This is a genomic window from Nostoc sp. (assembly GCF_036917575.1).
GTDB lineage: Bacteria > Cyanobacteriota > Cyanobacteriia > Cyanobacteriales > Nostocaceae > Nostoc.
The window spans coordinates 195,199-209,712 of sequence record NZ_JBALDC010000050.1 but is presented as its reverse complement, the minus strand read 5'-3'; the positions used below and the strand labels follow the sequence as shown (position 1 = coordinate 209,712).

Annotated in this window: 13 protein-coding genes; 7 read left to right on the top strand and 6 right to left on the bottom strand. The window is 39.8% G+C overall.

Features of this window, described 5'->3' with window-relative positions; all coding sequences use genetic code 11:
• Window positions 1–34: 34 nt before the first annotated feature.
• The 3 genes from V7K79_RS14335 (at window position 35) to V7K79_RS14325 (ending at window position 4,232) form a co-directional block, all read left to right on the top strand.
• Window positions 35–1,273 (top strand): LL-diaminopimelate aminotransferase, encoded by a 1,239-nt coding sequence (locus V7K79_RS14335; protein WP_335048592.1) that lies wholly within the window; start codon window positions 35–37, stop codon window positions 1,271–1,273.
• A gap of 406 nt (window positions 1,274–1,679) precedes the next feature.
• Window positions 1,680–3,308 carry an NF038130 family PEP-CTERM protein gene (locus tag V7K79_RS14330; protein ID WP_335048590.1) on the top strand — a complete coding sequence of 543 codons (1,629 nt, stop codon included), beginning with the start codon at window positions 1,680–1,682 and terminating at the stop codon, window positions 3,306–3,308.
• A 501-nt stretch (window positions 3,309–3,809) separates the two neighbouring features.
• Window positions 3,810–4,232: a response regulator gene (locus tag V7K79_RS14325; RefSeq protein ID WP_335048588.1), complete on the top strand. Its 423-nt coding sequence runs from the start codon at window positions 3,810–3,812 to the stop codon at window positions 4,230–4,232.
• Between the two features lie 21 nt (window positions 4,233–4,253).
• On the opposite strand, the gene V7K79_RS14320 is transcribed toward V7K79_RS14325, so the two are convergent.
• Window positions 4,254–4,436 (bottom strand): hypothetical protein, encoded by a 183-nt coding sequence (locus tag V7K79_RS14320; protein ID WP_335048586.1) that lies wholly within the window; start codon window positions 4,434–4,436, stop codon window positions 4,254–4,256.
• A gap of 714 nt (window positions 4,437–5,150) precedes the next feature.
• Here V7K79_RS14320 and uvrC point away from each other — a divergent pair.
• Both uvrC and V7K79_RS14310 read left to right on the top strand, forming a co-directional pair.
• Window positions 5,151–7,028, top strand: coding sequence for an excinuclease ABC subunit UvrC (uvrC, locus tag V7K79_RS14315; RefSeq protein ID WP_335048584.1), 1,878 nt, complete (start codon window positions 5,151–5,153; stop codon window positions 7,026–7,028).
• Window positions 7,029–8,040: 1,012 nt separating this feature from the next.
• Window positions 8,041–8,220, top strand: coding sequence for a replication restart DNA helicase PriA (locus V7K79_RS14310; protein WP_334691117.1), 180 nt, complete (start codon window positions 8,041–8,043; stop codon window positions 8,218–8,220).
• Between the two features lie 443 nt (window positions 8,221–8,663).
• Here V7K79_RS14310 and V7K79_RS14305 read toward each other — a convergent pair whose 3' ends face one another.
• The 5 genes from V7K79_RS14305 to lgt form a co-directional block, all read right to left on the bottom strand.
• Window positions 8,664–9,137: a hypothetical protein gene (locus tag V7K79_RS14305; protein WP_335048582.1), complete on the bottom strand. Its 474-nt coding sequence runs from the start codon at window positions 9,135–9,137 to the stop codon at window positions 8,664–8,666.
• 141 nt (window positions 9,138–9,278) lie between these two features.
• Window positions 9,279–10,370 (bottom strand): 23S rRNA (adenine(2503)-C(2))-methyltransferase RlmN, encoded by a 1,092-nt coding sequence (rlmN, locus tag V7K79_RS14300; protein WP_335048580.1) that lies wholly within the window; start codon window positions 10,368–10,370, stop codon window positions 9,279–9,281.
• A 79-nt stretch (window positions 10,371–10,449) separates the two neighbouring features.
• The gene (locus V7K79_RS14295) at window positions 10,450–10,803 is read right to left on the bottom strand and encodes a phenylpyruvate tautomerase MIF-related protein (RefSeq protein WP_335048578.1); all 354 of its coding nucleotides are present in this window, start codon (window positions 10,801–10,803) and stop codon (window positions 10,450–10,452) included.
• A gap of 111 nt (window positions 10,804–10,914) precedes the next feature.
• Window positions 10,915–11,739 (bottom strand): precorrin-4 C(11)-methyltransferase, encoded by an 825-nt coding sequence (gene cobM / locus V7K79_RS14290; protein WP_335048576.1) that lies wholly within the window; start codon window positions 11,737–11,739, stop codon window positions 10,915–10,917.
• 194 nt (window positions 11,740–11,933) lie between these two features.
• Window positions 11,934–12,809 (bottom strand): prolipoprotein diacylglyceryl transferase, encoded by an 876-nt coding sequence (gene lgt / locus V7K79_RS14285; protein WP_335048574.1) that lies wholly within the window; start codon window positions 12,807–12,809, stop codon window positions 11,934–11,936.
• A 397-nt stretch (window positions 12,810–13,206) separates the two neighbouring features.
• Between lgt and coaD the strand changes: the two genes are divergently transcribed.
• On the top strand, window positions 13,207–13,758 hold the full coding sequence (coaD, locus tag V7K79_RS14280) for a pantetheine-phosphate adenylyltransferase (RefSeq protein WP_335048573.1): 552 nt from the start codon (window positions 13,207–13,209) through the stop codon (window positions 13,756–13,758).
• A complete protein-coding gene (locus V7K79_RS14275; RefSeq protein WP_335048571.1) occupies window positions 13,668–14,336 on the top strand; it encodes a DivIVA domain-containing protein in 669 nt (222 codons plus the stop codon). Before coaD ends, V7K79_RS14275 begins: the two co-directional genes overlap by 91 nt.
• Window positions 14,337–14,514 lie beyond the last annotated feature (178 nt).

Here is a 14,514-nt window from a genome sequence, read left to right as displayed (position 1 = left end):
TAGTTCATAGCAAATGACCAATGACCAATGACTAATGACTAACATACACTTTGCAAAACGTTTACAACCCCTAAAATCTAATGTATTTGCTGATATGGACAGAGCCAAGGCAATCGCTTTGGCGGCTGGCCGAAAGGTAATTGATTTATCGTTGGGGTCCTCTGATTTACCAGCCGAGGCACACGTTATTGAGGCGATCGCCCAATCTCTTAGCGATTGCAGTACCCACGGCTATCTGTTATTTAACGGTACTCGAGGATTTCGTGAAGCTGCGGCCAACTGGTACGAACAAAAATTTGGTATCAAAGTCGATCCTCAAACTGAAGTACTACCTCTGATTGGTTCTCAGGAAGGCACAGCCCATTTACCCCTAGCAATACTCAATCCAGGAGATTTTGCCCTGTTGCTCGATCCAGGTTATCCTTCCCATGCTGGAGGAGTCTACCTAGCCAGTGGTCAAATCCACCCAATGCCATTACTGGCAGAAAATGGTTTTTTACCAGTGTTTGCTGATATTCCTGCCCCAGTCTTGGCTCAGTCGCGGATGATGGTCTTAAGTTATCCTCATAATCCCACTGCTGCGATCGCACCTTTATCTTTCTTCCAAGAAGCTGTCGCCTTCTGTCAAAAACACAATCTCGTGCTGGTTCACGATTTCCCTTATGTAGATTTGGTATTTGGGGAAACTGAGGACTGGGGATTAGGAAATAGAAAAAATCTTTCCCAATCCCCAATCCCTAATACCCGATCCCTAGTCCCTTCAATTTTGCAAGCCGATCTAGAGAAAAGCGTCTCGATTGAATTTTTCACCCTTTCCAAGTCTTATAATATGGGCGGTTTCCGCATTGGCTATGCTATCGGTAATGCCCAGTTAATTAATGCCTTACGCCAGGTAAAAGCTGCGGTTGATTTTAATCAGTATCAGGGGATTTTGAATGGTGCGATCGCTGCCTTAACTGGCCCTCAAGCTGGCGTTGAATCTGCTGTCGCTACCTTTCAGGCGCGGCGTGATGCTTTCATAAGTGCTTTACACCGCATTGGCTGGAATGTTCCCACTCCCCAAGCCACAATGTACATCTGGGCAAAATTGCCTTCACCTTGGAGTGAAAACTCTGTAGAATTTTGTACCCAGCTAGTCAAACAAACTGGTGTAGCAGTTTCTCCAGGTGCTGGCTTTGGCAAATCTGGAGAGGGGTATGTCCGTTTTGCCTTGGTGCATGAGCCACCTTTGTTAGAAATTGCTGTAGAAAGAATAGCTGAGTTTCTTCATTAAATTTCTTCTCAAGCTGAACGCCAAGGATTTTTGGCGGCAAAGTTTACCAATAGAACACGTGGTAGGGGAGTACATTTGTGCATCCCTACCAATTACTACATTGTACAGAAATCAAAAATATTTTATATTACTTTTATAACTGCAAACTTTTGCATAAAATCAGTAATTAAACGTATAAAACTATCAAAATATTCTTCATCTTTTCATTGATAATCAGCAGTAACTTTACCCAATCAAGTCTTCCCGTTTCTTAAACTAGGTTTGTAGGCTCAGATACCAAATACGGCTAACAATATAGGTCTTTTAAGCAGCTGTATTGCCAAAAAGCCTGTATTCAAGACAGCCCAACCCTAAAAACGGCAGTAGTTTAAAACTTAACTTTCAAACTGACAGAGACTTGAAAACAATGAAAATGACTTTTCAGAAACTTGTAATTGGTGCTTCTATGGCCGTTGGTGTGAGCGCTCTTGTCACTGCTCCAGCACACGCTACATCTTTTAGTTTTGATAATAATAAAGAAATTAACACTTATACTGGTGGCTCAAATGGTACTTTCATTAAAGGAAATGCACAAAATGGTACTAAAGCTGCCATCAAAGCTTTAACAGATAACGACCCCAGCTCTAATGTCGAGCTTTGGTATAGTAGTGAAACCCCAGATTCTAACGTTGGCTTCACCGCTACAAAAGGAACCTACAAAGCCACCGTTAGCAGTGTCACTACTAATGACTGGAATAGTTTTGGTTCGCAATGGCTAGGCGATTTATTGAGTAGCTACACACCATTTCAACCAGTTTGGAGCGGGTTTTCAGATGAGAGCAAATCATTAGTAACTAGTTATTTTCCTTCTCTGGGAATGGGAGATCCTAACATTGGTGGTTTCCAATTCGGTCAGAATGGCGGTGTGGAACTGAAGTTAGTTGGTCACTTGGATGTAAAGACTAAACTTGCAACAACTATTTCTACTAAGGTTGATGAAAAGTGGAATGCAATTAAATCACAGTTTCCTCAACAAACAACTTCACCAACCCTTTCACAAGTTGAAAGTTTAATTCCACAGCTACAAACACAACTGAATGCAATTCCTGGACAAATTGCACCACTGCAAACAAAACTGGATGGAATTCCCGGACAAATTGTACCACTGCAAACAAAACTGGATGGAATTCCCGGACAAATTGCACCACTGCAAACACAACTGAACACAATTCCCGGACAGATTACCACACTGCAAACACAACTGAACGCAATTCCCGGACAAATTGCACCACTGCAAACACAACTAGACACAACTCTTGGACAAATTGCACCATTACAAAAACAACTAGATGCAATTCCCGGACAAATTGCACCATTGCAAAAACAACTGGATGCAACTCCTAACACTCAAGCCAATGCAACAAAAAGGCAAACACTGACGAATCAAATCACTCAACTAAATACCACCAAAACTCAACTGACGAATCAAATCACTCCACTAAATACCAGCAAAACTCAACTGACGAATCAAATCACTCAATTAAATACCAGCAAAACTCAAGTTACTGGTCAAATCTCTCAACTAAATACCAGTAAAACTCAACTGACGAGTCAAATCTCTCAATTGAATACTACTAAAACTCAACTGACTGGTCAAATTACTGACTTGAATACTTTCAAAAACGTGACACTACCAGGTCAAATCTCTCAACTGAATACTCTTAAAAATCAACTACCAAGTCAAATTTCTCAACTCACATCATTTAAAGATGTACTGACGCTGCAAGCTGCATTAAACGCCTACCAAGGTGAAATCGCAGCTAGTGAAATTGCCAAGGTAGTTACTGGTGGTCAAACTTACTATGCCTATAGCTTTAACCCCACTGCATCCGGTATTACTGCTTCTGATGATGGTGTATCTTACAGTGCGATTTATACTTGGAGAACACCTAAGTATGTTCCTCACTCGGTACCAGAACCCTCAGTAGTATTTGGTATTTTAGGTGTTGCTGGTATCTTTGTTACACAACGCAAGTTAAAAAAAGTCTCTGGTTGAAACTCCGGTTTCCATTCTAAAAAATAACTAAAGGAGCAATTTTGCTCCTTTTTTTCTTACAAACTTTGTCTTATTAGACTTATTCGTAAAGGAGTATCAAAGCCTTACATAGCAAGGATAAAACCTAATTTTCACATCAGTCTATTGTAGTTATTACTGACCTTCACTTTTTTAATAAAGGCAATTCCCATAATATTAGTTTCAGTATTACTTAAGTAGTTTTACTTAGGAAATATAGACAATTAAATTTATAAAACAGATGTTAACTTAATAAACATTCAAAATTATAAAAATCTTGTAAAGAAGGCTTAATTTTTATTGAATTATAATTAAAAAAATATCATTAAAGTATTGGAATGCGGGGAAATTTAATTTATTCAAATATTTGATGAGATTACATAAGTACAATTTTTAGTTGTTTCACGGTTTAAATGCAGTACTATTTTAGTTTATAGTGATAATTGTTGATTTTTCATCAAGATCATCAGATAATAGGTAGCAATGATAGTACAATTATTCAATATAAATCAGCCATTGCAGTCACACAAAGCTAGACGAATTTTACTAGTTGAAGACCATTACCTCAATAGGATGTTACTTAGTGACTATCTAAGTTATTGTGGGTATGAAGTACAAAGTTTATCAGAAGGCTCTACTTTTTTCTCAACCATAGAGAAATTCAAGCCAGATTTAATGTTATTGGACTTGAAGTTGCCAGATATTGACGGTTATTCACTCTTAAAACAAGTCCAGCAAAAACCCGATTTTTCAAAAATACCTATCATTGTGGTTTCAGCCTTTGCTTTTAAAGCAGATCAAGAACTAGCTCTGAGTTTGGGTGCATCCAGCTATTTTGTCAAACCTTTAAAACTTAAGGATCTCATCCTTGCAATTGAAGAACAATTTACTTGTCGCCACAGATAAACTTTTTTGCTGGGTGTATATTTATTCCGCTGCTTTTTGATCAGCAATAAACTCTTCAACGCACTCGCTAATAGTTTGTACAGAACCGCCAATTGTTAAAATTTTCTGTTGTACTTGCGCTAATAATAAAACTGCTGTTTGCAGTTCATTGAGAGTTTCAGCCATAGTCTCACGATACTGGATTTCAAAATCTTGTAAATTCATAATTTGGTTCTCGTTTAAAATGCTCATAATAAATATATTCTCAATCATAATCATAAATTTGACTGACTGAATCAGTTAAATTGCTTAATATGGCAAATTCAATAAATCAATACAAATAGTATTAATAAATGAAAGTTTAATACGATATTTATATAAGCAATATACAAGTACACTATTTATTAATCAAAATAGCAGTTGCTCAAAAAATATTATCATTTCCTATAAAATCTAAAGTTTCAAATAAAAAATATTACCAATTTAAAAATATTAATTATAAATTCAAAAAGCAAAGTTTTTATTTTGACAGTAGCAGCCAATGATTAAGGTCGCAGCTAGACAAACTCTTGTTAGATCCAAAGTTCTAATGCTTGAAGTAAGTTTTCTAGCCAGCCTCTAGTTTGAAAGCCGAATAAGTGACCACAGTGGACTTCTGTTTGTGCAGACTAAACCTACCTAAATTGATGCTGTTAGCAGATAGCTAGAGCTTGTCCTGTGCTGTTAGCTTTCTTCTTTACCGGAGGCTTCGACAACGGGGCGTTTAGCCCGTGCTGAGTTACAAGTTATTATTCTTCCCTAGTCCCCAGCTCCTCTTTCATCTGTTCTGGTAGATGCCACTCATGACTGCTACTTTATATTTACTTGATAAATAATTTGTTAAATCGGCACGAAAAAATAATTTTTCTTAAAATAGAGAAAGATTACCTAATTTTGGTTGTGACAATATCTACTCAAATATTACCACTGGTAAAAGAGCCAGAACGACTAGAAAACCGTCTAGCCGAAATCCCACCAGAACCGGGGGTTTATTTCATGCGGGACGGGAGCGATCGCATTATCTATATAGGTAAATCGCGTAAATTGCGATCGCGTGTCCGTTCCTATTTCCGGGATGGCTACAACAAAAGTGAACGTATCGCCACGATGGCCAAGTTAGTGACAGAAATTGAATTCATCGTCACTGATACTGAAGCCGAAGCTTTAGCGCTAGAAGCTAATTTGATCAAGCAGCACCAGCCATACTTTAACGTGCTGCTCAAAGATGATAAAAAATATCCCTATCTCTGCATTACTTGGTCAGAAGATTATCCGCGAATTTTTATAACTCGTAAGCGCCAATTCGGTAAAGAAAAGGATAAATTTTATGGGCCTTATACTGATGCTGGTTTGTTACGAGAAATTGTCCGCATCTGCAAGCGCATTTTTCCACAGCGACAACGACCTCAACCACTTTTTAAAGACCGTCCTTGCTTGAATTTTGATTTAGGGCGTTGTCCGGGTGTATGTCAAAAGCTGACTTCACCAGAAGAATATCGCAAAATTGTCCAAAAGATAGCGATGGTATTCCAAGGGCGAACTCAGGAACTGATTGATATTTTGACTCAACAGATGAATACAGCAGCAGAGGACTTGAATTTTGAGTCCGCCGCACGGATTCGCGATCAAATTTCTGGGTTAAAGTCACTGACAGCCGACCAAAAAGTTTCCTTACCAGATGATACAATTTCGCGGGATGCGATCGCACTGGCAGCCAACGAACAGCACGCCTGCATTCAACTATTCCAGATTCGCGCTGGGCAATTGGTAGGACGTTTAGCCTTTGTGGCTGATGCTCACGCCGAACCAGGAGCTATTTTACAACGAGCTTTAGAGGAACATTACCAAACTGCTGATTCTGTAGAAATACCCACAGAGATTTTGGTACAGCATGATTTACCAGATGTGGAAATATTAGCTGATGTCTTAACTCAACGTAAAGGCAAAAAAGTCACAATTTTGACTCCTTTGCGGCAAACTAAGGCAGAATTAATTGAGATGGTAGAGCGAAATGCTCAGTATGAATTACAAAGAATGCAGAAATTTGGCGATCGCAATCACCAAGCAATGCAAGATTTAGCCGCCATCCTCGATTTACCAGATGTACCTCACCGCATTGAAGGTTATGACATTTCCCATATTCAAGGGTCCAATGCTGTAGCTTCGCAAGTTGTGTTTATCGACGGATTACCAGCAAAACAGTATTATCGCCACTACAAAATTAAAAATCCCACGGTGACAGCAGGACATTCAGATGATTTTGCTAGTCTTGCTGAAGTCATCCAACGGCGGTTTCGTAAGTATGCGGAAAATCAGCAATTAACACGTTTGGGTAATCCTGACTGGCCTGATTTAATCATGATCGATGGTGGTAAAGGTCAGTTATCATCAGTTATCGCCGTTTTGCAAGAGATGAATTTATTAGAAGACTTGCGAGTTGTAAGTTTAGCAAAGCAGCGAGAAGAGATTTTTTTACCGGGAGAATCTAAACCCTTGACAACTGATGCAGAACAACCAGGGGTACAGTTGTTGCGGCGGCTACGGGATGAAGCGCATCGGTTTGCAGTGAGTTTCCATCGTCAGCAGCGCAGTGATAAATTGAAGCGATCGCGTTTAGATGAAATTCCTGGTTTAGGACATCATCGCCAAAAGCTGCTACTAGGGCATTTTCGCTCAGTTGATTATATTCGGCAAGCAACAACCATACAACTTGCTGAAGTAGCGGGAATTGGCCCACGTTTAGCTCAAGAAATTTACGATTATTTTCATCCTGCTTGAAGTGACAACTTCCATTCTCACCTTTAACTGGGGGTTGGAGACTAATACCGCCTTACGGTATTAAACATGAATACAGTGTAAGCGTTTCATTGATTTACAATCGATGGTTTATTTGGGCTGTGTTGTATTTGGGACTGAGTAATAGGAAGGTAATAATACCAATTCATAATTAAGAAAGCTGTACTATAGCCGTAGTCACACAGGTTAGGACATTTGGAAAGAGTGAAAGAAGAGAGTTAGCAATAGTTTTACCTCCTGCCCTCTGCCTCCTGCCTCCTGCTATATATGTGGCTTTGGGGGTTTAAATGTGTTGCCTCATTTTAGAGAATTGGTATAAGCCTTTATAACGGTTCTCGTTTACGTAAGGTATCACTCGTAAACGAGAATTACTTTAGTGCGTACTAAACGGATATATTCCTGTAAGTTGTCTCCAAGATGTCAAAAATAGACCAGCTATCAAAAGGACGCTAGATTTTGCTCTACTAAGATTCGGCTTTTAATTACTGCCATTGGAGAGAACTTTAAGCGGCTCCCGAAGTTTTGACCAAAAAAAGCCGCTTTCTATAAAGTTTGGTATTTTTATTGAAATTATCTCATTAGAATTTGTTCTGATAAATTTTGTCAGCAAATATTAACCAAATCTTAAGAGAGATATTTTGTTACTAAATATACAGTATTTTTTTTAGTTTAATTTATTAATATAATAACAGCTTTTTTGCATTCGTCTGAAATGACTATAAATAAGGCTATCTCAAGGCATTAGTTATAGGGATCAGTAAATATCTAAGCGGTATTCAATTTAAAAATAATTTATGTATCTAAAGTAGGAGGGTAAAATAACTGAAATTCTAGAATAATAGATAAAGATACGGGAAAGTTATCAAAACTGAAGTTTTCTTTAAAATAATCAGCAAATATTACAGCAGTTTGTTAATTTAGGTCGAACCAGATTTTTTCCTGGTTTAACTAGTAGCTTTACCAAATAAAAATAATTAAAAATAGGGGTTTTGAAATGCAGACAGTACAAAAAATTTACTGCCCAAATTGTGGTAGCCATGCAGAGCGATATTATATTTTTGATAGTCAATTAACTCGGACACAATGCCCAAGTTGTGACTATTTGATGATTAGTTGCACTCGCACTGGCAAAGTAATTGAAGCGTATGCTCCTGGTATTTATGCACATCGGTAGCTAATAAGAAAAAATTAAAAATTGGAGAAGATTTTCTCTAATTTTTAATAAAAAAGTTATTTATCCAATACCTTCGCCAAAAAAGAGTATGAAAAGAGAGGGCTGATGTAGTAAAGTTGTTGTCTTCCATAACCACAACTCTATTTCAATTATCGGTGGGCAAAATCAGCTTAACTTTTTTGGTACTCGATGGTTATTAGTAGTTTACATTTGGTAGGTGAGTCAATAGCTTGCTTTTTGCAAGATAGTTCCCCACTTTCTTATTCATATAGCCGTAGTCACACAGGTTAGGACATTTTTAAAAGGTGAAAGCTAGGAATAGTAATAGTTTTACCTCCTGCCTTCTCCCAAGGGGAGACGCTAAAAGCGATCTGCTTTCTGCCTCCTGCTATAATTCTAGATTCTAGATTCTAAACTTTTCTTCAACAGAAATTTTGAACACTTTACAGGTTTTCTTTCTGTTGTCTAAATTGTTGCTGTCGTCTCTGTTCTTGTAATCTAAATTGTTGCTGTTGTCTAATTTGTTGATCTTGTCTGAGTTGTTGATCTTGTATTCTTAGCTGTTGCTGTCGTGTAAATTCTTGCTGTTGTAGTATTGTTTGTTGCTGTTGTAGTCTAAATTGTTGCTGGCGTATCAGTTCTTCGCGTTGTCGTGTAAATTCTTGTTGTTGTATTTGTTGTTGTTGTTGTAGTTGTTGTGGGTGTTGAAAATTTTGCCGTAGCCATGTATCCTGCAATTGCTCTTGTGTTTGCTGAGTTCGCTGCTCTTGTTGTTGTCTCATTCTTTCTTGAAAAGACTCGGGTTGCTGAGGAATCGGTTGAATTATTTGTCCATAAGCAGGAGAATCCATCAGCAAAGCTTTTGCAAGAACAATCGCTAGTGGCCAAAGTTTAAGCGTTAATGATCGATTCAACATACAGTTATTTGTTATTGGTTGGGTTGAGCGATCGCTTAACCTTAATATAACAATTTCTACCGCCGCCCTGTTGCACCGATTGGGACTAACGCGCAGATATCTGTAAGATTAAAGTAATTAAATTTACTGACTGCAACAAATTTAATTCTTACTTGCTCTTAGTTGCCCGCAAGCAGCATCAGCTTCTAAACCACGGGAATAACGGACACTAACAGCAGTATTTTGCTGCTTGAGAACGTTCACAAATGCTTGAATGCGATCGCGGTTGGGGCGTTTGTAGTCTACTTCTTGGATGGGGTTGTAAGGAATCAAATTCACATGACTTTGGAATCCTCGCAGGCATTTGGAAAGTTCCAATGCATGTTCTGGTAAATCATTAACACCAGCCAGGAGAATATATTCAAAAGTAACGCGACGCCCAGTGATTTCTACATATTCTCGACACTCAGCCAGTAAATCTTCGAGAGGATAAGCGCGGGCGCTGGGGACGAGTTTTTCTCGTAGTGCTTGGTTGGGTGCGTGGAGACTTACAGCCAGAGTGATTTGCAAATTGTTTTGTGCGAACTGACGGATGCGATCGCGAATCCCCACTGTAGAAACTGTAAGCGATCGCTGCCCGATACCGACATCTTGATTGAGAGATTTCAGGGCTGCTAGGACATTTTCAGTATTCAACAACGGTTCACCCAGTCCCATAAACACTACATTGCTAACTCGTTGTTGAAAATCTTCTTGCACAGTCAACACCTGATCGATAATTTCGTGCCGTGCTAGGTTGCGTTTGTAGCCTCCCTTACCAGTAGCACAGAAATCACACGCCATTGGGCAACCCACTTGAGTAGAAACGCAAACTGTCAAACGAGATTTTGGCCCTTCTCCTCTTTCTGCGAAGGTGGGGATGCCAACAGTTTCAATAATCTGCCCGTCTGTTAATCGTAAAAGATATTTCACCGTACCATCGGGAGCCTCAGAGCGGTAATGTAGAATTGAGCGCCCAATGGGGATTTCTGCTACTTCTTTGCGCCATTGCTTGGAGAAGACAGAAATATCAGCTAGCGATCGCACCCCTTTGTCATAGATCCATTCATGCAGTTGCTTTCCTCTGTAAGCAGGTTGTCCTTGTTGCTGCATCCAAGTAGTTAACTCTGCTAAAGAAGCACCTAAAAGGGGAGGGATAAATTCTGATTTTTCTGAGTTGAAGTCAACCTGAGATACAAGAGGCGTAGCAGACATAAAAAAATCACGAATTGATGTTGGATCTCTATCCTACACCTGCTAGATCGAGTTAGTCTTGACCAAAGAAGATGAGGAATTAACCAAAAGTTGTGCCGTTCCAGCCCCACATTGCACCCTTTGCGTCTGCAAACTCAATGTAAATACGATTTTTCGGCACGCCTAGAGTTTGGTTAATCTGCTGGCAAAAGTCTTGACTCATTGCTGCGGTTTGATCTGGCTTCATCGTGCCAATGCTCTTAATTTCAATGTAGCAAACCGGGTCTGTATTTCCTGCAAAAGTCATCGGAATTCCCGCTTCAAAAGCAGTCATTACATAAGATTCTGGTTTTCCCAAATGTTTCGCTAACTTGGCTGATAGGTTTAAAAGCATTGACTCAATTTCAGCTTTTTCAGGAGCGGATGCAGAAGTTTGCACTTTGATTAAAGGCATAGTATTGGATTATAATTTTAGTTTTTATTTACATTGTTAAGTTTATCGTTACGTGAGGCAATGGGGAGATGAGGGAGACAAAGAGAATAACCAATGCCCCATACCCAATATTTAGTTATGAGATGAGCGAAATAGGTGATTATGTTCGGGATGATATAAACGCGATCGCCCTGTTGTTGTTGAGAGTGCTGGGCTGATTATATAAAGTGTAGTGCGAATTAGTTTTTCTTGATGAGTGCAGTCTGCCATTTGATTCAGGGGAACAACCCGGATTTTTTCATCGGGCCAGCCGATGCGAAAGCAAATCGCAATCGGGGTTTCGGCTGGATAATGTTCGAGTAGTTTTGCTTGAGCTTTTTCGACGTGACGCGCACTCAAATACAGGCAAAGGCTAGCCTGATGTGCTGCAAGAGTGGCTAATTCTTCAGTAGCGGGGACTTCTGTACGTCCGCTTATGCGCGTCAAAATAATAGTTTGAACTAAACCAGGAACAGTCAGTTCTATTTTGAGTTTGGCAGCAGCAGCTTGAAAGGCACTAATACCAGGTATGACTTCAAAAGGAATATTTGCCTCTGCGAGAAGATGCATTTGCTCGTGGATAGCGCTGTAGAGACTAGGATCGCCAGAATGGAGACGGACTAGAGATTTGTGCTGCGATCGCACTCTATCGATCATAATCGCCAAAATTTCTTCTAAAGTCTGATTCGCAGTTCTAATTATCTCGGCATCTTTTCGGCAAAGTTCTAAAATTTGTTCGGGTACTAAAGAATCAGCATATAAAATTACATCAGCAACAGCCAGTAATTTTTGCGCCTTCACCGTTAATAAATCAGGATCTCCAGGGCCGGCTCCGACAATATACACACATGGTTCTATAGTAGATAGTGTTTTTTTATAACTTAGACTTTCTGTATATTCACTTTTATCAGAACACACGGCAATCCCTCAAAAAAATTTTTTGGCAATCTTCAGTATCTTTCCGGATTCACCCTCTTTCCCTAGTAGAGAGTAATGGTAGATGCACCCTGGTTAAGCCCTAGAGAATACTCTGGGGCATTTTTTATTTTTGGGTATTGGGCATTGAATATTTAATTATGCTCTCTTTTCCACATCCCCTCATCCTTACTCCTTCATCCTTCCCTCTCTCCATTTACCTTAGGAGTAGGAACTACATCGGGTAAAGGGCGTTTGAGTAAATAAAGCCAAGCTAATCCAACTAATCCCAATAGAATTCCTAAACTACTGACTACTTGTGCCATCCGTAATGGCCCCAGCATCAAGCTATCAGTGCGAAAGCCTTCGATCCACAAGCGTCCTAAGCTGTAGGCTGGCCAGTAAATTAGAAACAGTGTACCTACCTTCAGACGTGGCTTACCAGATAAAGACCGGAAAAACAACGTTATTAGTAGCGTAAACACCATTAAATCCCATAGAGATTCGTAGAGGAAGGTGGGATGAAAGTAATCGAAACTAACATATTCTAAAGGACGATGGTCTGGTGGAATATAGAGCTTCCAGGGTAAATTAGTCGGAGCGCCAAAAGCTTCAGAATTAAAGAAATTGCCCCAACGTCCGATCGCCTGCCCTAAAATCAGCGAAGGCGCGACTAAATCTGCCAGTTGCCAAAAAGAAACCTGCTTGATTCTGGCAAAGATTAACGCAGCCACAACGCCACCAAGAATCGCTCCATGAATGGCAATACCTCCTTCCCAGATCGCAAAAATTTTTCCTGGAGTTGGGGCATATTTTGACCATTCAAAAAAAACGTAATATAGTCGTGCGCCAGGAATTGCCCCAATCAACAACCAAAAGAACAAATCGCCTAGCAACTCAGGATTAACGTTACGACGCTTTGCCAAATTCTGGGAAAGGATGACGCCAATTAACACTGCTGTGGCAATTAACAAGCCGTACCAACGAATACTTAGTGGCCCTATTTTCACCAGAATCGATCCTGGAGAAGTAAATTGAAACGCCAAGGGCAAAGTGGGAAAATCCAGTGCCATGAAAAATTACCTAGAAAAGTTCGTTAACTACCCGCGCACTTTGCTAAGTACGGAGTTTTTTAGGACTTGAATACTGTAATTACACTTAAATCTTCCACAACATTGTGGGGACGTAGGTAAAAATCCTGTATTCAAATTTAGGAGTTTAGTGCAGTGTGGTGGAAATAACTATGCAGTCAACAATAACGTAAAGGTTTATGCTATAAGCTTTCTTTCCTTCTGCCTCCAGCATAGCTGCCTTCTTGCACTAGTTCCTAACGCTTAGTTGAGCATAACTTGTACCACTAAAACAATTGAGTTTAGCATCCTTACCGAGAACGCAAGATGGTAGATTTGAGTAAGTTACACAAAATGATTTCAATATAATCACCTAAACAACTTTGATATATTTAAAATTGTGATTGCTATTTATCCTGGTAGCTTCGACCCCATTACCTTGGGACACCTCGATCTCATCGGGCGCGGTAGTCGGCTGTTTGAACGGGTGATTGTCGCCGTATTACGGAACCCTAACAAGATGCCACTTTTTAGTGTGGAGCAACGGCTAGATCAGATCCGTCTTTCTACAGAACATCTACCGAATGTAGAAGTAGACAGCTTTGATGGTCTTACCGTCAATTATGCTCAAATGCAACAAGCACAAGTTTTGATCCGGGGTTTACGGGCTGTGTCAGATTTTGAAGTGGAACTGCAAATGGCTCACACCAATAAAACTCTTTCTACCCAAATAGAAACAGTTTTTCTCGCAACCTCAAATGAGTATAGTTTTTTAAGTAGTAGTGTGGTAAAAGAGATTGCAAGGTTTGGTGGCTCTATCGATCATCTCGTTCCCCCACACATTGCCCTAGATATATACCAATGCTACAATCAGAAATCTCCAATGTTGAACCCAATCTCAACGGAAGCAATCCCTCCTCTCAAGAACATCTCGGTGGAGAGGGAAGCATAAATATTCAGCAGGAACTCAACCGTCTAGAAGAAATGGTTCTCTCTAGTCTCAGGATTCCGCTAACAGGACGTACACTCATAGATGAAGAAAAGCTACTGGATCAGCTTGATTACATCCGGCTGGCTTTACCATCGCTTTTTCAAGAAGCAGCAGCAGTTCTCGACCAAAAGGATGAAATTCTGCTGGAAGCGGAAGAGTATGGACAGCAGGTTGTTGAAGCTGCACAAGCAAAAAGAGCGCAAATTTTAGCTGAAAGCGATATTATTCGCCAAGCACAACAAGAAGCTGAACAACTGCGGCGACAAGTACAACAAGAGTGTGAGGGAATAATGCAAGAAACCCTCGCTGAGATTGACCGCAAGCGGTATGCTTGTCAACAAGAGTTAGAGCTGATGCGACAAACTGCGATCGCTCAGGCTCAAGAAATTGAAGATGGTGCTGATGCTTATGCCGATGGCATTTTGGGAAATATCGAGCAGGATCTTAAACAGATGTTGCAAGTTATCACCAATGGACGGCAACAATTGCAAATTGATAACCTTACCCAGCGTAATTCACCTCCTGGTAAAAAAAGATAGAGGTTCTAACGAGAGATGAGGAAAAATTGTCAGTTGGGTTTCGCTATTGCTTAACCTTACATTATTTGAAATGGTAGCAACATCCAGCCCCGTAACTCTTTATCAGGCATAGCTTGGTAGTTAGAATCTTTTATAAAAATATTACAGTGTAAAAATTTGTAAATAATTAGCGTAGTTT